This window comes from Streptomyces sp. NPDC001903 (assembly GCF_042891345.1).
Classification (GTDB): domain Bacteria; phylum Actinomycetota; class Actinomycetes; order Streptomycetales; family Streptomycetaceae; genus Streptomyces.
This window is the reverse complement of sequence record NZ_JBIASZ010000022.1, coordinates 87,858-105,610: the sequence shown is the minus strand read 5'-3', so window position 1 is coordinate 105,610 and position 17,753 is coordinate 87,858. Positions and strand designations below refer to the sequence as shown.

17 protein-coding genes are annotated in these 17,753 nt (G+C 70.8%); 9 read left to right on the top strand and 8 right to left on the bottom strand.

The window, feature by feature from the left end; genetic code table 11:
* The first annotated feature begins 217 nt into the window (after positions 1–217).
* The 6 genes from ACFYZS_RS34885 (at position 218) to ACFYZS_RS34860 (ending at position 5,310) form a co-directional block, all read left to right on the top strand.
* On the top strand, positions 218–886 hold the full coding sequence (locus ACFYZS_RS34885; RefSeq protein ID WP_389021756.1) for a CBS domain-containing protein: 669 nt from the start codon (positions 218–220) through the stop codon (positions 884–886).
* A 33-nt stretch (positions 887–919) separates the two neighbouring features.
* A complete protein-coding gene (locus tag ACFYZS_RS34880) occupies positions 920–1,789 on the top strand; it encodes a universal stress protein (protein ID WP_389021753.1) in 870 nt (289 codons plus the stop codon).
* A 271-nt stretch (positions 1,790–2,060) separates the two neighbouring features.
* Entirely contained in the window at positions 2,061–2,693 is a 633-nt protein-coding gene (locus ACFYZS_RS34875; protein WP_389021750.1) for a CBS domain-containing protein, read from the top strand.
* Positions 2,694–2,706: 13 nt separating this feature from the next.
* A complete protein-coding gene (locus ACFYZS_RS34870; protein ID WP_389021747.1) occupies positions 2,707–3,306 on the top strand; it encodes a CBS domain-containing protein in 600 nt (199 codons plus the stop codon).
* 108 nt (positions 3,307–3,414) lie between these two features.
* Positions 3,415–4,293, top strand: a complete 879-nt coding sequence (locus tag ACFYZS_RS34865; protein WP_389021745.1) for a universal stress protein — start codon at positions 3,415–3,417, stop codon at positions 4,291–4,293.
* Positions 4,294–4,317: 24 nt separating this feature from the next.
* Positions 4,318–5,310 (top strand): Acg family FMN-binding oxidoreductase, encoded by a 993-nt coding sequence (locus ACFYZS_RS34860; protein ID WP_389021742.1) that lies wholly within the window; start codon positions 4,318–4,320, stop codon positions 5,308–5,310.
* Positions 5,311–5,333: 23 nt separating this feature from the next.
* Here ACFYZS_RS34860 and ppk2 read toward each other — a convergent pair whose 3' ends face one another.
* Entirely contained in the window at positions 5,334–6,128 is a 795-nt protein-coding gene (gene ppk2, locus ACFYZS_RS34855) for a polyphosphate kinase 2 (protein ID WP_389021739.1), read from the bottom strand.
* 272 nt (positions 6,129–6,400) lie between these two features.
* On the opposite strand from ppk2, the gene ACFYZS_RS34850 reads away from it, so the two are divergent.
* Positions 6,401–8,083, top strand: coding sequence for a GAF domain-containing protein (locus tag ACFYZS_RS34850; RefSeq protein ID WP_389021736.1), 1,683 nt, complete (start codon positions 6,401–6,403; stop codon positions 8,081–8,083).
* A 6-nt stretch (positions 8,084–8,089) separates the two neighbouring features.
* On the opposite strand, the gene ACFYZS_RS34845 is transcribed toward ACFYZS_RS34850, so the two are convergent.
* Complete coding sequence (locus ACFYZS_RS34845; protein WP_389021734.1) at positions 8,090–8,548, bottom strand: pyridoxamine 5'-phosphate oxidase family protein; 459 nt, start codon at positions 8,546–8,548, stop codon at positions 8,090–8,092.
* Positions 8,549–8,555: 7 nt separating this feature from the next.
* Positions 8,556–8,882, bottom strand: coding sequence for an STAS domain-containing protein (locus ACFYZS_RS34840; RefSeq protein ID WP_389021731.1), 327 nt, complete (start codon positions 8,880–8,882; stop codon positions 8,556–8,558).
* 255 nt (positions 8,883–9,137) lie between these two features.
* On the opposite strand from ACFYZS_RS34840, the gene ACFYZS_RS34835 reads away from it, so the two are divergent.
* Positions 9,138–9,845: a response regulator gene (locus ACFYZS_RS34835; RefSeq protein ID WP_389021729.1), complete on the top strand. Its 708-nt coding sequence runs from the start codon at positions 9,138–9,140 to the stop codon at positions 9,843–9,845.
* 78 nt (positions 9,846–9,923) lie between these two features.
* Here the strand turns inward: ACFYZS_RS34835 and ACFYZS_RS34830 are convergent, their stop codons facing one another.
* Entirely contained in the window at positions 9,924–10,799 is an 876-nt protein-coding gene (locus tag ACFYZS_RS34830) for a universal stress protein (RefSeq protein WP_389021726.1), read from the bottom strand.
* Positions 10,800–11,038: 239 nt separating this feature from the next.
* Here ACFYZS_RS34830 and ACFYZS_RS34825 point away from each other — a divergent pair, with 239 nt between their 5' ends.
* Complete coding sequence (locus ACFYZS_RS34825) at positions 11,039–13,408, top strand: phosphoketolase (protein ID WP_389021723.1); 2,370 nt, start codon at positions 11,039–11,041, stop codon at positions 13,406–13,408.
* Here the strand turns inward: ACFYZS_RS34825 and ACFYZS_RS34820 are convergent.
* From ACFYZS_RS34820 to ACFYZS_RS34805, 4 genes are all read right to left on the bottom strand, one after another.
* Positions 13,402–14,025 carry a hypothetical protein gene (locus ACFYZS_RS34820; RefSeq protein WP_389021719.1) on the bottom strand — a complete coding sequence of 208 codons (624 nt, stop codon included), beginning with the start codon at positions 14,023–14,025 and terminating at the stop codon, positions 13,402–13,404. The two genes, ACFYZS_RS34825 and ACFYZS_RS34820, sit on opposite strands and share 7 nt — an antisense overlap.
* Positions 14,026–14,214: 189 nt before the next feature.
* The gene (locus tag ACFYZS_RS34815) at positions 14,215–14,499 is read right to left on the bottom strand and encodes a DUF1876 domain-containing protein (RefSeq protein WP_389021716.1); all 285 of its coding nucleotides are present in this window, start codon (positions 14,497–14,499) and stop codon (positions 14,215–14,217) included.
* Positions 14,500–14,517: 18 nt separating this feature from the next.
* The gene (locus tag ACFYZS_RS34810; RefSeq protein ID WP_389021713.1) at positions 14,518–17,196 is read right to left on the bottom strand and encodes a cation-translocating P-type ATPase; all 2,679 of its coding nucleotides are present in this window, start codon (positions 17,194–17,196) and stop codon (positions 14,518–14,520) included.
* Positions 17,189–17,716 (bottom strand): hypothetical protein, encoded by a 528-nt coding sequence (locus ACFYZS_RS34805; RefSeq protein ID WP_389021711.1) that lies wholly within the window; start codon positions 17,714–17,716, stop codon positions 17,189–17,191. Before ACFYZS_RS34805 ends, ACFYZS_RS34810 begins: the two co-directional genes overlap by 8 nt.
* Positions 17,717–17,753: the final 37 nt, after the last annotated feature.

Genomic DNA, 17,753 nt, shown 5'->3' with positions numbered 1-17,753 from the left:
TCAGCCGTGTGCGCCGGTCGACGCCGTCGGCTGCCGGGCCCTCCCTGCGGTAGTCGGCACCGCCCCTCCGCAGCTCGAGACTGCCGCATTGACCCTTACGGGCCCCTTGACGGGACCGATCGGCCCTCGATCGCGGGCAGAAACCGGCCGGATGCTGGGGGAAACACACCCACACCGGACACCAGCCTCGCGTGACACGGCGGAGCAGGAGGGCCTCATGAAGCATCTCAAGGTGGCGGACCTGATGACCGACGAGGTCGTCTCCGTGGCCCCGGGTACCGCCTTCAAGGACGTCGCCAAGCTCCTCGCCCAGTACGACATCTCGGGTGTCCCCGTCCTGGACGACGAGGACCGCGTGGTGGGCGTCGTATCGCAGACGGACCTGCTGGCCCGCACGGTGCCGGGGCCCCATCCCCCCGAGCAGGGCACCATCGCGACTAATCCGCCTACCGCGGGTGACGTCATGTCCGCGCCCGCGGTCTCCGTCCACGCCGAGGAGACAGTGGCTGACGCAGCCCGGCTGATGACCCGCCGGGGTATCGAACGCCTCCCCGTCGTGGACGTGGAAGACCGGCTCGTCGGCATCGTCACCCGCCGGGATCTGCTCCGCATGTTCCTGCGCCCGGACTCAGAGATACGGCGGCGTGTCACCGACGAGGTCCTCACGGAGGTGCTCGGTGTGCCGGCCGGGGACGTCGACGTCCACGTGGTGGACGGCATCGTCACCCTGGACGGACTGGTCGAGCGCCGAAGTCAGCTCCCCGCGCTCCTCAGCCTCGTCGAGCAACTCGACGGGGTCGTCGCAGTGGCATCGCGCGTCACCGCCCGCACCGACGACACGGAAACCACGCACGCGGACCATGCCCGGCACGCGATGCCGTGGTGACGAGCACCGGACCGTACGAAGGGAACGGCAGCCATGAAACACCACGTGACCGTCGGGGTCGACGGCTCCCCGGAGAGCCGGGCAGCGGCCCGCTGGGCCGCGCAGGAGGCCGTCCTGCGGCAGGTGCCGCTGCGCCTCGTGCACGCCGTCGACTGGCCCCTGGACCCGGTGTTCCCCGGCCTGGGCCGCCAGGACGTGGACCGCTGGGCGGACCAGGCCCTGACCGAAGCCGCGCAGGAGCTGCACGGGCGCCACCCGCACCTGGAGATCACGGCCCGCTGCCTGACGGGCCGGCCCGCTGCCGCCCTCGCGGCCGAGGCCGCAGACGCCGGGCTGCTCGTTCTGGGCTCGCGCGGACTGGGTGGCCTGGTCGGTTTCGTCGTGGGCTCGGTGGCGATGTCCACCGTGGTCGCGACCGACACCCCGGTCGTCCTCGTTCGCGTCGCCGACGACCCGGACGGGCCGGGCACCGGCTCCGGCGCCGAGATCGTCGTGGGCGTCGACATCCATGAGGCTTGCGACCGGGTCCTCGCCTTCGCTTTCGAAGAGGCTGCTCGGCGGGACTGCCCGCTGCGGGCCGTGCACGGCTGGAAGATGCCGGCCGCCTACAGCTACGTCCCGTTCTTCGACCCGGACAACGAACGGGACATCGGCGTGAGCGTCACGCACATGGTGGGCGACATGCTGCTGCCCTGGCAGCACAAGTTCCCGGACGTGAACGTCAGCCACAACGTGTTCATGGGATCGGCGGGTGAGCATCTCGTCCGGGCCTCGCAGGGCGCCGGACTCGTTGTCGTGGGACGCCATGTGCGCCGCTCCCCCCTCGGTGCGCACCTGGGCACGGTCACCCACGCGGTCCTGCACCACGCAGCAGCCCCTGTGGCCGTCATCGCCCACGATTGAAGGAGTGGAAACCGGTGAACGGCCGTGCGAGTCGCACAGCAAGGGCGGAAAGAGTCCGCCCGCTTCTCGCGGATCCCGATTGTGCGGTGCACGGCGCTCGGCCGCTTCTCCGCATCCTCGCAAGGACCCTTTCCGCACTTCCATGGAACCACCCCCAAGCGGAGCCCACCAGGGCCGGCCGGGCCACTCCGGGCACCGGACGGCACTACCCACAGGACGGTCGCCCTTCACACCATCGCAAGTGCCGGCCGTTCCGTCGAGGAGGAAGATCATGAAGCACCTGCGCAACGTCGAGGACGTCATGACCCACGCCGTGATCTCCGTCGACCGGGGAACCGCGTTCAAGGACATCGTGGAAGAGCTGCGGATGTGGAACGTCAGCGCGCTCCCCGTCCTCGCCCAGGACGGACAGGTGGTCGGCGTCGTCTCCGAAGCCGACCTGCTGCTCAAGCCCCAGGGCACCGACACGGCCCACGACACCACTGCCGAAGAGCTGATGACCCGCCCGGCCGTGACCGTCACGAAAGACGCCACCATCCCCACCGCGGCGCGTCTGATGGCCCGAAGGCACCTCAAGCGCCTTCCCGTGGTCGATGGCGAGGGCCGCCTCGTCGGCGTCGTCAGCCGCGGCGACCTGCTGAAGGTCTTCCTGCGCCCGGACGAGGACATCGGCGCCGAGATCCGGGAGATGATCATGTACCAGCTGCTCCCGCAGGCTCCCGCCGAAGCGCACGTCCACGCGCACGGTCCCGTGGAGGTGCACGTCCACGTCGCCAACGGCATCGCCTATCTCACCGGCTCGTTGCCGGACCCCGCGATGGAAGACATCGTCGTGCGCGCCGCCGGCACCGTACCGGGCGTCGTCGACGTCAAGTCTGATTTCACCGCGCCCGTCTCCGCTTGAGGGCACGACCGCCATGAGGCACCGCAGTGTCGCGGACCTGATGACGCGCACCGCCGTCACTGTCCGGCGCACGACCGTGTTCAAGGAGATCGCCCGGCTCCTGAAGGAGTTCGACATCACCGCCGTGCCCGTGATCGACGACACCGGGCGCCCGATCGGCGTCGTCTCCGAAGCCGACCTTCTCCGCCGGCGGCCCTCAGGTGGGGCTGCAACAGCCGAGGAGCTGATGACGAGCCCGGCCGTGACGGCCCGACCGCAGTGGAGCGTGGTCCGCGCGGCCCGCATCATGCAGCGGCACCAGGTCAAGCGGCTTCCGGTCGTCGACGAAGGAGGCCGTGTGATGGGCATCCTCAGCCGCAGCGATCTGATCCAGCTCTTCCTTCGCCGCGACCACGCGATACAGGAAGAGATCCTCGAGGACGTCCTCACCCGGACACTCCGCCTCGCTCCTTCGGATGTCACCGTCGAAGTCGACGACGGCCTGGTGACGCTCAGCGGCACTGTCCCGCAGGCCGACCTGCTGCCCGTGGTGGTGCGTCTTTGCCAGAGCGTTGACGGGGTCGTCGACGTCGACAACAGACTCACCTGTGCCGCGGCCGAACGGAGCGGCTGAGCTGCGAGCAGGGCCGGTCGGTCCCCCGTTGGGCCGCTCGGTCCCTCCCAGAAGCCCCGCAAGCGGAAGAGCCTGAAAGCAGCGGCTTTCCGACCCAGGAGGAACATCATGTCGAACCGGATCACGGTAGGTCTGGACGGATCGGGCGCCGGCAGCGCCGCAGCCGACTGGGCCGCCAACGAGGCCGAACTGCGCGGCGCGGCGCTGGAACTCGTCCACGCGGAGGACTGGGCACAGTACGGGCCCTTCGCCGCGCCACTTCCCGAACCGCGTCGCCAGTGGGTGGAAGACCTCCTCTCCCTCACACGGGACCGGCTCCTGCGCGAACACAGCACGCTGGACATCACCACCCACGGCACCAAAGGAGTCGCAGCCTCCAAGGTCCTCGCCTCGTCCGCGGCGGATGCGGAACTGCTCGTCCTCGGTTCTCGTGGTCTCGGCACTGTCGCGGGGTTCTTCGTTGGATCTACCGGCTCGGCGACGATCCCCGAGACCGACACTCCCGTCGTCCTCGTGCGCTCCGCCGACGGCCAAGGCCATCCGCACCGGCCCGCGGACGATGCCGGGCCGGTGGTGCTCGGCGTGGACCTGCGCAGCAACTGCGACCGGCTCCTCGCCTTCGCCTGCGAGGAAGCGGACCGGCGGTCCTGCCCGCTCGTGGTCGTACACGGCTGGTCGCTCCCGCCGGTCTTCTCCTACGCTCCTGCCCTCGATCCCGGCGTCGAGAAAGAGATGGCCGACGGACTCGAGACCACGCTGCGCGAACTGCTGAGTCCCTGGAGGCAGAAGTATCCGCAACTCGCCGTCGACGCACGCGTCGTCATCGGCCAGTCCGCCATCCAGATCCTGGACGCGGCGTCGGGCGCGGCACTCGTCGTGGTCGGCCGGCGTACCCACCGTCCGGCACTCGGCGCCCGCATCGGCCCCGTCACTCACGCGGTGATGCACCACGCCACCTCACCGGTCGCCGTCGTGGCGCACGACTGAGGCCGCACAGACAGGAACAGTCCCGTGACCGCAACATACTTCGACCCCGACACCGTCCTCCGGCTCGTCGGCGATGCCGTCACCGCCCCGTCCATGCACAACGCCCAACCCTGGAAGTTCGTGTTCCATGTCGGCAGCGGTGCACTGGCCTTGTACGGCGATCCGGACCGCGCCATGCCCCGCACCGACCCGGATCACCGCAGCCTCCACCTCGGTTGCGCGGCGGCGCTGTTCAACCTCCGCGTGTCCGCGGCCGCGATCGGCCTCCCAGTGCGTGTGCAGCTCTTGCCCGACGACGCCGAACCGTGGCTGCTCGCCACGGTGAGCTTCGACGACGCCGCTGCCCCGGACCGCGAGCTGGCCTCCCTGCACTCCGCCATCCGGCGTCGGCACACCAGCCGGTACCCCTTCAGCGAGGAGCCGGTGCCGACGCCATTGCTGGACGGTCTGTGGACTGCGGCCCGTTTGGAGGGCTGCCGTCTGACCGTGCCGGACACCTGGCACATCGACACCGTGCTCGGGCTGGTACGGGATGCGGAACACCGCGAGGAGATCGATCCGCTCGCCCGGGCGGAGACCACGGCCTGGACCTCCCACGCCCAGAGCGGTTCAGGCACACGCAGCGACGGCATACCCTCAGCCTCATTCGGACCGAAGGCTTCCGGCGGGCCCGCCCCCGTGCGCGACTTCGGCTGGGCCAACCCGATACCGGATCGCGGCTGGGCCGTGTTCGAGAAGCGGCCGCAACTGGCCCTGCTCAGCACCTCGGGGGACACGAGAGCCGACTGGCTGCGCGCCGGCCAGGCCATGGAGCGCGTACTGCTCCAGGCCACGGCAGACGGGCTCGCCACCTCGATGACGTCCCATCCGCTGGAATGGCCGGAGTTGCGCTGGGCGGCCCGTGACCCGGTCGCGGCCATGGGACACGTGCAGATGGTCTTCCGCCTCGGTTACGGCCCCGCAGGCCCCGACACGCCCCGCCGCCCTTTGACCGAGGTACTGGACATCCGGGAGTAGACAGCTCCGGCCTCTGCCACGGCTCAGTCCTTCCCGAGAGTGGCCGCGTGGTCGGGCACGGCGGTCTGCAACTCCTTGGACGGACGTTGGTAGCCCGTGGACGGCGGCCTCGGCGGCAAGGCCAACGACGGTACGGCCACGTCCTCATAGGGAACCGAGGACAGCAGGTGGGCCATCATGTTGATCCGCGCACTGCGCTTGTCGTCGCTCTCGACCACGTACCACGGGGCGTCGGCCGTGTCCGTGTGGACGAGCATCTCGTCCTTGGCCCGCGAGTACGCCTCCCAACGGGTGAGGGACTCCAGATCCATCGGGGAGAGCTTCCACCGCCGCAGCGGGTCCTCCGCGCGGCGCCGGAACCGCTCCTCCTGCACCGCGTCGCTGACGGAGAACCAGTACTTGCGGAGCAAGATCCCGTCCTCGACCAGCATCCGCTCGAACTGCGGGCACTGGCGCAGGAAGCGCTGGTGCTCGGCGGGGGTGCAGAAACCCATGACGTGCTCCACTCCGGCGCGGTTGTACCAGCTGCGGTCGAAGAGGACGATCTCTCCGGCGGCGGGCAGATGCTCGACATACCGCTGGAAGTACCACTGGGTACGCTCTCGCTCGGTCGGTGTGGGCAGGGCTGCGATGCGCGCGACACGGGGGTTCAGGTGTTCGGCGACGCGCTTGATCGTGCCTCCCTTGCCCGCGGCGTCACGGCCCTCGAAGACGACGACCAGCCGGGCGCCTTCCGCCCGCGTCCACTCCTGGAGCTTGACCAGCTCCGTCTGGAGCCGCAGCAGCTCCCTCTCGTAGGCCGCCTTCTTGAGGCTCATCGCCGCCGCCTTCCACTTCGCCGTCCGGTGCTGCGATCAAGTCGGTCACGGCATGCCCCCGTGTGCAAGGGTGACCCGCGCGCGATCGGGTGTGCCGAGAGGCCGGCACGAGCATGAACTTCAGCTCCTGCCGGGCGTTCGTGTCCCCCGTCCGCAGTACTGCTGAGGATGCCCCCTCAAGCCCGCCCTCGCCGATACGCTGGCTCCGGACGGGGCGTGCGGTGAAGGGGAATCACGTGGGTGTGGGGGATCCGTTGACGCAGGTGCCGAGGATGCGGCTGGACGAGTTGCTCGACGAACTCCAAGTGCGCATCGATGCCGTGCGCGGCACCCGTGACCGGGTGCACAGCCTGCTGGAGGCCGTCGTCTCGGTGGGGCGCGAGCTGGATCTGGCCCAGGTGCTGCGGCGGATCGTGGAAGCCGCGGCCCTGCTCGTCGACGCGGAGTACGGGGCGCTGGGGGTCATCGGCCCCGACGGCCGCACGCTGTCGCAGTTCCTGACCGTGGGGCTGACCGAGGAGGCCATCGCCGAAATCGGTCCCCTGCCCGCTGGGCACGGTCTGCTCGGCGAGGTCATCCACCACCCGGAGCCCTTGCGCCTCACCGATCTCGGCGCGCACTCGTCGTCGTACGGGTTTCCGCCGCACCACCCGCCCATGCGCACGTTCCTCGGCGTACCGATCCGGGTGCGGGAGGAGGTGTTCGGGAACCTTTATCTGACCGACAAGCGGGGCGGGGTCGATTTCGACCCCGAGGACGAGACGGTGATCTCCACCCTCTCGGTGGCGGCGGGCGTGGCGATCGACAACGCCCGGCTCTACGAGGGGGCGCAGCGTCAGCAGCGGTGGCTGAAGGCCAATGCGGAGATCACCGAGAGTCTGCTGTCGGGCAGTTCGCGTCCGGCGGTGCTGGAGCTCATCGCCCGGCGGGCCCAGGAGATCACGGGGGCCCGGATCGCCGACATCTCCATGCCGGTTCCCGCGGCCGAAGGGCTGTTCGTGGAGTTCGCGGCCGGTCCGGACAGCAGAGCCAGGCAGGGACTCGTCGTCCCCGTCGCAGGAACCCTCTCGGGGGCTGCTCACCGGACCGGGCAGCCCGTCACGGCCGTACTCGCCCCGGACGACGACCGCTACCCGGACGACGCCCAGACCCAGGGCTGGCTGGGCCCCGTCGTCGCGGTCCCTCTGGGCACCGCCGGCGGCGACAGCAGGGGCGTACTGCTGCTCGCTCGTCCGGCCGGCGAGCCTGTCTTCGGCGAGAACGAGCTCGAGCCTCTCGTGGCCTTCGCCGGGCAGGCGGCGATCGCCCTGGAGCTGGCGGAGCGGCGCCGGGACGCGGAGCAGATAGCACTGCTGGAGGAGCGCGACCGCATCGCACGTGACCTGCACGACCTGGCCATCCAGCGGCTCTTCGCCACCGGCATGACCCTCCAGAGCGCTGCCCGCCTCGTCGGGCACGAGGGGGCCGCCGAGCGCGTCAGCCGTGCGGTCGACGACCTGGACGAGACCATCAAGATCATCCGTTCTACGATCTTCGGCCTCCGCACCAAGGACCGCGAGAGCGGGCCGGGTCTGCGGGCCCGCGCCGCCAGGGCCGTAGGCGACGCGGCCACCGCCCTAGGCCATCCACCGCGCCTGAGCATGGAGGGCCTGCTCGACACGGACGTGCCCTTCGAAATCGCCGACCACGTCATGGCGGCGCTGGGCGAGCTCCTGAGCAACGCCGCGCGCCACTCGGGGGCGACCCGGGTCGCCGTGGCCCTCAAGGCGGAGCCGGGCGAGATCGTGCTGACGGTTTCCGACAACGGCAGGGGCATCCCCGCCCAAGGCCGCAGAAGCGGTCTGCGCAACCTCGACGACCGGGCGCAGGGCCTGGGCGGGACCTTCACCGTGGACACCCCCGACGCAGGCGGAAGCCGGCTGGTCTGGCGGGCTCCGCTCCCTACCGGCGGCTGACGGCCACTACGCGATCACCGTTGGCCCGGCCGCCCCCGGCAGCGTCCGCTCCGCTTCCAGCCGGAATCCGGTGACGAGGTCGGGTCGGATCCGCAGGGTGCCGGCCGTCGGCCGTCCCGCCCACGGACGCAGCAGGGAAGCGAATCGGGCCTCCTCCTCGGCGTCGGTCACAGGTCGCGCGAAGCCGGTGACGACGACGCTCCAGCCGAGGTGTGTGACGGGGTCGATGTCATCCGCTTCGTAGGCGACGACCACACCGGTGGCATCGACCGGGGCCGCCAGGGAAGCGAACGCCCCACCATCATGGATCCGCACGACGATGTCCTCGCCGTCGACGAGATGCCTGACCGGGCGGACTGCCGGCAGCGCCTGCTGCGTGAAGACGATGCGTCCCAGGGACACCGCTGCCATCAGTCTCAGTGCCTCTGCCCTGTCGAGCTCCCGCAAGCGCCGGGTGGCCGTCATATCGCCATCAGGGCGCCCTGAGCCCCAGTTCGCGGTCGGCGCCGAGCACCCGCATCGACTGGACCACCAGTGGCGGCACGCCACACAGTCGGAGCCTGGTTCCGGCGGTGTGGCAGCGGTGGTGCACGCGCACGAAGAGGTCGATGCCCGAGCTGTCGCAGAAGGAGATCCCCGACAGGTCCAAGAGGAGGGTGTGCCGGCCGGATGCGGCGAGCTCGGTGAGGCGGGGCTCCACCTGCCCCACGGTGTGGAGGTCGAGCTCTCCTGCCAAGGTGAGGCGCAGATCACCGTCATTCCCCACCGCGGCCCTCAGGTCGATCAAGGCGGTCGTCATGGAACCCTCCACGCTGCGTGCGGCTCCGCAGTGGGCCGCGCCTTTCCCCGTGCGGCACCAGCTCACCGGAACCGAACCGGTTCCGGGAAGGTCCACATGCCCCCTGCGGAGGGCCGAAGGTCCCTTTCCCATCGGGCCTCCTCGGCGGGGGAACGGGCGTACGAGGGCCTATCGGCCCTGTCTGTTCGGCCCCTTCGGCAGGCAGGATGCTGGAGTTCGCGCGCCCAGGACGGACCCGGCCGAAGGAGATGCGTCATGACCGACAGCGGTGCTCCAACCCCCGCCAAGACACCGATCACGGTCTTCCTCCTCGACGACCATGAGGTCGTGCGCCGCGGGGTGCACGACCTGCTGGACGCGGAGCCCGACCTGACCGTGGTCGGTGAGGCGGGCACGGCGGAACAGGCGCTGGTCCGCGTCCCCGCGCTGCGCCCCCAGGTGGCGATCCTGGACGTACGGCTCCAGGACGGCAACGGGGTGAGCGTGTGCCGGGAGCTGCGCTCGAGGATGCCCGAGCTGGCCTGCCTGATGCTCACCTCGTTCGACGACGAGGAGGCCCTGCTGGACGCGGTGATGGCGGGCGCCTCCGGTTACGTGTTGAAGCAGATCACCGGTACCGACCTGGTCACCGCCGTGCGCACGGTCGCGGCCGGTCAGTCCATGCTCGATCCCGGGGCCACCACCCGGCTGATGGCCCGTATGCGGGGTGATGCGCCCGAGCAGGAGCAGGTCCCCGGCCTTCCCGGGGTCACCGAGCGCGAGAAGGAGGTCCTGGTCCTGGTCAGTGAGGGGCTCACCAACCGGGAGATCGGCAATCGGCTGTTCCTCGCCGAGAAGACCGTCAAGAACATCATCTCGCGCCTGTTCACCAAGCTGGGTGTGGAGGGCCGCGTCCAAGCCGCCGTGATCGCCAGCCACACGCTGGTCCCGCCGAGCCGACGCCCCGTGCCGACAGCGGAATAGCCGCAGAGCCAGGATGGCCGAAGAGCCGGGCGCGCCGTACAGTCGCGTGCCCGGCTCTCCTACCTGACCCGGGCCGGGTCAGGGGTGCGGGACCACGGCCACGGGACAGGCCGAGTGGTGCAGGACGGCATGGGCCACGGACCCGATGTGCGGCCCCACCGCCGACTCGCGGACCCGGCGGCCGACGACGAGTAGCTGCGCGTCGGTCGCGGCGGCCAGCAGCACGTGTCCGGCACTGCCCTGCTCCACGTGCGCGACGACTTCGACCTGCGGGTACTTCAGCCGCCACGGCTCCAGGGCCTGCTCCAGCGCGGCCTTCTCGTAGGGCTCCAGGCCACCGAACTGGTCGGCTATCCACATCGACCCGGGGCTGTAGCCGTAGACGGGAGGCAGGGTCCACGCGCGGACCGCGCGGAGCGGTACCCCGCGTGCCGCGGCCGCCTCGAAAGCGACGCGCAGCACCTCGGTGGACTCCTGCACGCCGCCCTGCTGCCCGACGATGACCTCGCCCTCCACCGGCACGGCGGCCGGCCTGCCGTTCGCGGAGCGTACGGACACGACCGGGCACTCCGCGGCGGCGATCACCTGTTGACCGTAGGAGCCCAGCAGGAAGGCGACCAGCGCTCCGTGCCCGCGCGTCCCGATGACCGCCATCTCCGCCTCCTTGGCGGCGTGCAGCAAAGCCGACACGGGTGCTTCGCAGAGGACTTCCGCGGTGAGGTCCAATTCCGGGTACCGGTGGGTGAGCTCGCCCTCGACCTCCTTCAGGACGTCGTCGGCCCGGCGGGCCTCGGCATCGCGGTCCTGGACGACGGGGGCGGCGAGCGGCGCCCACAGCCAGGCATGGACCACGTGCAGGGGCAGGTCACGCCGTACGGCCTCCTGCGCGGCCCAGTCCGCCGCGGCCCGGCTCTGAGGAGATCCGTCCACTCCGACAACCAGGGTGCGTTTCACGAGTCTGTCCTCCGTACTGATGCTGCCGGAGCATCGGGGTCGGTCGGCAGGGGGCGGTGCCGGCCGGGGGAGACCGCCACCGCCGACCTCACTCTCCCGGCTGTGCGTCGTGGCACACAGGGGCCGACAGTCCCTCCCCCAGGGCCGGTCCTCCCCTCGCGGCCCCCACGCGTGGAGGGCAGGGTGGAGGGATCGGCTCAGTCGACGAACGTCCCCGACCGTCGCACTCAGGAGCGGGCATGACCTCGTACCCCATCGCGGAGATCGCGGAGCTCGACGCGCACTGGCGCGCCGCCAACTATCTGGCAGTCGGCCAGATCTACCTCATGGGCAACCCCCTTCTCACCGAACCGCTGCGGCCGGAGCACATCAAGCCGCGGCTGCTCGGCCACTGGGGCACCTCCCCCGGCCTGAACCTCGTCCACACCCACCTCAACCGCGTGATCAAGGACCGCTCGCTGGATGCCCTGTGCGTCTGGGGTCCCGGCCACGGCGGTCCCGCCGTCCTCGCCAACTCCTGGCTGGAGGGCACGTACACCGAGACCTACCCGGACGTCACGCGGGACGCGGCCGGCATGGGCGCGCTGTTCCGGCAGTTCTCCTTCCCCGGCGGCGTGCCGAGCCACGTGGCCCCCGAAACGCCCGGCTCCATCCACGAAGGGGGCGAGCTCGGGTACTCCCTCGCCCACGCCTACGGAGCCGCCTTCGACCACCCCGACCTGCTGGTCGCCTGCGTCATCGGGGACGGTGAGGCCGAAACGGGGCCGCTGGCCGCGTCCTGGCACTCCAACAAGTTCCTCGACCCGGTCCACGACGGCGCCGTCCTGCCGATCCTCCACCTCAACGGCTACAAGATCGCCAATCCGACGGTGCTGTCCCGGATCCCCGAGGACGAGCTCGACTCGCTGCTGCGCGGCTACGGACACGACCCGCTGTACGTGACCGGCAGCGACCCCGCCCTGGTGCACCGTGCCATGGCCCGCGCGATGGACGAGGCCCTGGACCGCATCGCGGCCATTCAGCGCGAAGCCCGGACGGCGGGCACCGATCCGGGCCGGGAGTACGCACGCTGGCCGGTGATCGTGCTGCGCACCCCCAAGGGCTGGACCGGCCCCGCCACCGTCGACGGCGACCCGGTCGAGGGCACCTGGCGTGCCCACCAGGTCCCGCTCGCAGAAGTACGGGAGAACCCCGCGCACCTGAAGCAGCTGGAAGCCTGGCTGCGCTCATACAGGCCGCAGGAGCTCTTCGACGCCGACGGGCAGCCCTCCGAGCAGGTACTCGCCTGCGTCCCTCAGGGCGAGCACCGCCTCGGCGCCGTCCCGTACGCGAACGGCGGACGGCTCCTGCGGCCCCTCCCCCTGCCCGCCCTCGCCGCGTCCGCCGTCCCCGTCGACAAGCCGGGCTCCAGCCTCCACGAACCGACCCGGGTCCTCGGGCAGTTCCTCACCGGAATCATGCGCAACACCGCCGAGCGACGGGACTTCAGGGTCGTCGGTCCGGACGAGACCGCCTCGAATCGGCTGGACGACCTGTACGACGCCACCGGCAAAGCCTGGCAGGGGCTGACGGAGGCCACGGACAGGAACCTGTCCCGGGACGGCCGCGTCATGGAGATCCTGTCCGAACACGTCTGCCAGGGCTGGCTGGAGGGCTACCTCCTCACCGGCCGCCACGGACTCTTCTCCACCTACGAGGCCTTCGCCCACATCGTCGACTCCATGGCCGGCCAGCACATCAAGTGGCTGAAGACCTCGCGCGACCTGCCGTGGCGCGCACCGATCGCCTCCCTGAACTACCTGCTCACCTCGCACGTCTGGCGCCAGGACAACAACGGTTTCTCCCACCAGGACCCCGGCTTCGTCGACCACGTCCTCAACAAGAGCCCCGAGGTCGTACGGGTCTACCTGCCACCGGACGCCAACACCCTCCTCGCCGTGGCCGATCACGCCCTGCGCAGCCGCGACCAGGTCAATGTGATCGTCGCCGGGAAGCAGCCCTCCTTCGACTGGCTGCCCCTCGACGAAGCCCTCGTCCACGTCGCGCGGGGCGCCGGCACCTGGGAGTGGGCGGGCACCGACCACGGCTCCCGCGAACCCGACGTCGTCCTCGCCTGCGCCGGCGACGTACCCACCATGGAGGTCCTCGCAGCCGCCGCCCTCCTGCGCGAGCACCTCCCCTCGTTGGCCGTCCGAGTCGTCAACGTCGTGGACATCGCCCGCCTGATGCCCCACGAGGAACACCCGCACGGCATGACCGACACCGAGTACGACGCCCTCTTCACCACCGACAAGCCGGTGATCTTCGCTTACCACGGCTATCCGTGGCTGATCCACCGCCTCGCCTACCGCCGCACCGGCCACCCGAACCTGCATGTCCGTGGGTACAAGGAGTCCGGCACGACGACCACTCCCTTCGACATGGTCGTGCGCAACGACCTCGACCGGTACCGGCTCGTCATGGACGTCATCGACCGCGTCCCGGGCCTGGCCGGCCGCGCTGAGGGGCTGCGCCAGACGATGGCCGACCAGCGCATCCGCCACCACAGCTGGATCCGCGAGCACGGCACCGACCTGCCGGAGATCGCGGACTGGTCTTGGCCCTACTGATCGCAGAGGCAGCTGATCGCGATGGTTGCGCCCATCGCCTGGGCCCGCCGTCGGCCCGCTGCCGATACGGCCATCGCCGGCCCGATCAGGCACAAGGCGAAGCCGAGGCCCATGACCCCGGCGGCGAACACCCCGCCGAGCGGCACCGCACGGTGGATGTCCGGTGACAGCACGACCCCGACAGCCACCGTGAGGGTCGCCGCCAGGTTCAGGGCGAGCGCCGCGAGCACCAGCGCGGCTGTCCGCTCGACCAACAACCGGGTACGGCTGACGGGACGCACCATGACGAGCTCGGCGGTACGAGCAGCTCCAATCGGTCCCCCTGCCAGCGAGGGGCCCAACGTTCTGCGTCGCCAAGGGGGGGGTGCCCCCTGTCCGTCCGCGAAGGACAGCCTGATCCGCCTGGCCCGGGCCTCGCGCAGGCCGGCCACGCTCTGGACCGTGACCAGTCGTCCGTCCCGGATGATCGCCACCCGCTCGCACGCGCGTTGTACCTCCGGCAGGATGTGGCTGGAGAGCAGGACGGTCCGTCCGGCGGCGGCCGCCTCGCCCAGCAGCGCGAAGAACGTCTCCTGGACCAATGGGTCGAGTCCCTCGGTCGGTTCGTCGAGCACCACCAGGTGCGGATCGTGCTGCATCGCGCGCCGTTCGGCCCGAGGAAGCCGAACACCTCACCTGGTCTCACCGTGAGGCTCAGGCGGTCGACACCCACCACCGGCCCGTACCTCTTGGTCAGTCCGGTCAGCTCGATCGCCGGCCCGTCGCCCATGGGTCCAGTCTGAGCCCCCTGCCGGAGAGGCGCCCGCTCACCCAAGGTCGTAGGCCGTGAGGGGAGCGCGCTGCGGTGCGGCCCCCGCTGCTGCCATGTCTCCGTAGGCGGTGCGCTTGAGTTGTTCCGCCAGGTTCTCCAGTGCCCGGGCGGCCGCGAGTTCGTCGCCGATCTCGGGCACCTCCTTGTCCGTCGGGTTGCAGCGTGCGGCGCCGTGGCCCGTCAGACGGGTGGTGCCGGTGTCGAGTTCGACGCGGGCCTTGGTCGTGTGCTCTTCCTCGAAGAGGTAGAGGTGGGTCTTCCATTCGCTCGTGTGCGACATGGTGTGCCTCCGGTCGGATCAGGAGTGACGGTGGTGTCGGCGTCGGGCCCAGCGCCGGAGCTCGTCGCTTCCCCAGACCAGCGGCGGGAAGACCGCGATGAGGAGGACGACGTCCAGCGGGAGGGCGGCGGTGCCGAAGAGGTTCTGGAGCGGCGGCGCGTACACGAGCGCCGCGGTGAAGACGAGTTCGAAGGCGATGCCGGCGAGCAGCAGCGGGTTGGTGAAGAAGCCGATGTCGCGCAGGGCCGCGTGGTCGGTTCGTGCGGCGATGGCCGTGCCGACCTGGCAGGTGACGATGCCCGCGAAGGTGGCGGTGGTCGCGGTGAGGTAGGCGTGGTGCAGGGGGCTTCCGGGGCCGGTGGTGTCTCCGGGGTGCCAGCCCGCACGCCACAGGACGTAGAAGAAGGCGGTCATGACGAGGGCGGCGGAGACGGTGCCGAGCCAGCCCCAGCTGCGCACGAGCATGTCCTTGTTGATCACGCTCTGGGAACTGGGCCTGGGCGGTCGGGACATGATCCCCGGTTCGGCGCGCTCACGGCCGAGGGCGAGGGCCGGCAGGGTCTCGGTCCCGAGGTCGATGGCGAGGATCTGCAGGACGGTCAGCGGCAGCGGTACGGCCCCTGCGGAGAGGGCGAACACGAGGAAGGGCACGACCTCGGGGGTCAGGTGGGCGAAGATGTAGACGATGAACTTCCGGACGTTGTCGTAGACGCGGCGCCCGGATTCGATCGCGGTGACGATGGTGGCGAAGTTGTCGTCGGTCAGGACCATCGTCGACGCCTCGCGGGCAACATCGGTGCCGGACAGCCCCATGGCCACGCCGATGTGGGCGCGGTGCAGGGCCGGAGCGTCGTTCACGCCGTCGCCCGTCATGGCCACGATCTGGCCGTGCGCCCGCAGGGCGTCGGCCACCTTGAGCTTGGTCTCGGGCGAGGAGCGGGCGAAGACGATCTCCGTGCCGTCCTGGCGGAGGAGGTGGTCCAGCTCGTGATCGTCGACCGCCTCGGACTGGGCGACCACCTGGAGGTGTGGGGTACCGATACCGACGGCGCGCGCCACGGCAGCGGCGGTCGCCCCGTTGTCGCCGGTGACGATGTGGACGGTGAGACCCGCCTCGTGGCAGCGCCGGACCGCTGCTGCGACCTCGGGGCGCGGCGGGTCGTACAGGCCGACGAGCCCGAGCAGGTGCAGGTCCCGCTCGGCGTCCTGCCGTCGTGAGGGCGCGGCGTCGGTGCCGGGAGGCAGTTCGCGTACCGCGACGGCCAGGACGCGCATGCCGTCCGCCGCCAGAGCGTCGGCGGCCTGCTGGGCCTCGCCGGTCGGCTCGCCTTCGGCCAGCAGCGCCAGGACCGCTTCGGGTGCGCCCTTGACGATCACGCGGGGGGTGCCGTGTTCTCCGTCGAGGACCACCGACATGCGACGCAGGCGCGGGTCGAAGCGGAAGCAGGCCCGCTGGCGGGCGTCCCGGTCGGCCGGGTCGAGGGGCGCGGCATGTTGTGAGGCGCCCTCGACCAGCGCTATCTCGGTCGGGTCCCCGTGCAGCGCGCCGTCCCTTTCGCATGTGACGGTCGTGCACTGGGCTGCGGCACGGACCAGTTCGGCGGTCTCCATACCACTGGCAGCCTCGTTCGGCGGGGTCCATGTGGAGTGGAGGCGCATCTGGTTGCGGGTGAGTGTGCCGGTCTTGTCGGTACAGATGACGTTGGTGGATCCGAGGGTCTCCACGGCGCTCAGCCGCTTGACCACCGCGCCCTGGCGGGCGAGGACCCGTACGCCCACGGCGAGGGCGAGGGTGATGGTGGGCAGCAGTCCTTCGGGCACGTTGGCGACGAGCAGGCCGATGGCGAACATCAGCGAGTCGGTCAGCGGCAGGCCGACCGCCACCCCGGTCACCAGGAAGACGGCCCCCATGCCGACCGCGACCGCCGCGATCAGCCAGGCAACCTTCTTGACCTGCTGCTCCAGTGGGCTCGGCTCACGGCGGGTGCGCTGGCTGAGGGCAGCGATCCGGCCAAGTTCGGTGTGGTCGCCGGTGGCGAAGACGATCGCCTGCGCCTGGCCCTCGGTAGCGGTGGTGCCGCTGAAGACGAGGTTGGGCTCCTGCAGCAGGGAGAGGCCTTCGAGGCCGGGGCCGGCGAGGCGCTCGACCGGGGTGGACTCGCCCGTCAGCATGGAGAGGTCGGCTTCTATGCCTCCCTCGGTCAGGCGGGCGTCGGCGGGTATCCGGTCGCCTTCGTCGAGGGCGATGAGGTCTCCGGGGACCAGGTCCCGTGCCGGGACGTGCTGTGCCTGTCCGTCGCGGATCACCTGGGCCTGGGAGGGGAGGTAGCGGGCCAGGGTTTCAACGGCCTTCTCGGCCTGTCGTTCCTGGACAAGGGCGAATCCGGCGTTGACGAGGACGACCGCGACGATCGCCCAGCCGAGCACCGGGATGGAGGCGGTGAAGGCCAGGACGGCCGCGGCCCACAGGAGCAGGGCCAGCGGGTGGATCAGTTGCCGCAGCAGTTCGCGCAGGATGCTCGTCCGGGCGGTGCGGCGGACCTCGTTCGGGCCGTAGACGGCCAGGCGGCGTGCTGCCTCCCGGCTCGACAGGCCCATGGGGCCGGTGTGCAGTTCGCGACGGAGCAGAGGAAGGGGTTCCAGGGGATCCGGTGCGTTGTCCGGCGTGAGGTCCGGGGCGGCGGTGGTCTCAGTCATCGCCGGCTCCCTGCCCGGGGCGCAGGCGGCCGGACCAGAGGGGCTCGATGTCCGCCCACTCGGTTTCCCAGGCCCGTGTGCTGCGCGCGTCAACCATGAGGATGCGAGTGAAGACCAGGCCCCCACCCACGAGCACGATCCCGGCCAGCGCTCCGGCGCCGATGCCCACCGCGTTCAGAGCAATGTCGGCCGGGCGGGGCGGCGCGGTGGCCGCACGGCCGTTCTCGTCGACCCACACGCGGACCGTGCCACCGTTCCGGGTGCCTGCCGGAACGGGGATGGTTTCCGTGTGCGGGCGCAGCGAGGGGTAGTGCCACGTGGCGGTCGCCACGGTGACCGGCCGACTGCTCGGCTGGTCCCCCGCCCGGTAGGTGGTCTCGCTGACCGTGGTGGCCGTGACGGTGTGCCGGTGTCGTGCGATGTTCTCGGCGGTGCGGTGGCCGTCCGTCCAGGCGGCCCGCCCGAGGGCGAAGCCGACTGCGAGAGCCAGTAGGCAGGTCAGCGCGAAGGCGGCATGCATACGGGTCCGGGTGCGGTCGGCAGCCCGCCTGAGCGGG

Excerpts from the sequence above, each read along its gene's own strand:
- ACFYZS_RS34885 (WP_389021756.1), top strand. The coding sequence starts at position 218 with ATGAAGCATCTCAAGGTGGCGGACCTGATGACCGACGAGGTCGTCTCC.
- ACFYZS_RS34880 (WP_389021753.1), top strand. The coding sequence starts at position 920 with ATGAAACACCACGTGACCGTCGGGGTCGACGGCTCCCCGGAGAGCCGG.
- ACFYZS_RS34875 (WP_389021750.1), top strand. The coding sequence starts at position 2,061 with ATGAAGCACCTGCGCAACGTCGAGGACGTCATGACCCACGCCGTGATC.
- ACFYZS_RS34870 (WP_389021747.1), top strand. The coding sequence starts at position 2,707 with ATGAGGCACCGCAGTGTCGCGGACCTGATGACGCGCACCGCCGTCACT.
- ACFYZS_RS34865 (WP_389021745.1), top strand. The coding sequence starts at position 3,415 with ATGTCGAACCGGATCACGGTAGGTCTGGACGGATCGGGCGCCGGCAGC.
- ppk2 (WP_389021739.1), bottom strand. The coding sequence starts at position 6,128 with ATGAGCCTCAAGAAGGCGGCCTACGAGAGGGAGCTGCTGCGGCTCCAG.
- ACFYZS_RS34850 (WP_389021736.1), top strand. The coding sequence starts at position 6,401 with ATGCGGCTGGACGAGTTGCTCGACGAACTCCAAGTGCGCATCGATGCC.
- ACFYZS_RS34845 (WP_389021734.1), bottom strand. The coding sequence starts at position 8,548 with ATGACGGCCACCCGGCGCTTGCGGGAGCTCGACAGGGCAGAGGCACTG.
- ACFYZS_RS34840 (WP_389021731.1), bottom strand. The coding sequence starts at position 8,882 with ATGACGACCGCCTTGATCGACCTGAGGGCCGCGGTGGGGAATGACGGT.
- ACFYZS_RS34835 (WP_389021729.1), top strand. The coding sequence starts at position 9,138 with ATGACCGACAGCGGTGCTCCAACCCCCGCCAAGACACCGATCACGGTC.
- ACFYZS_RS34825 (WP_389021723.1), top strand. The coding sequence starts at position 11,039 with ATGACCTCGTACCCCATCGCGGAGATCGCGGAGCTCGACGCGCACTGG.
- ACFYZS_RS34815 (WP_389021716.1), bottom strand. The coding sequence starts at position 14,499 with ATGTCGCACACGAGCGAATGGAAGACCCACCTCTACCTCTTCGAGGAA.
- ACFYZS_RS34810 (WP_389021713.1), bottom strand. The coding sequence starts at position 17,196 with ATGACTGAGACCACCGCCGCCCCGGACCTCACGCCGGACAACGCACCG.
- ACFYZS_RS34805 (WP_389021711.1), bottom strand. The coding sequence starts at position 17,716 with ATGCATGCCGCCTTCGCGCTGACCTGCCTACTGGCTCTCGCAGTCGGC.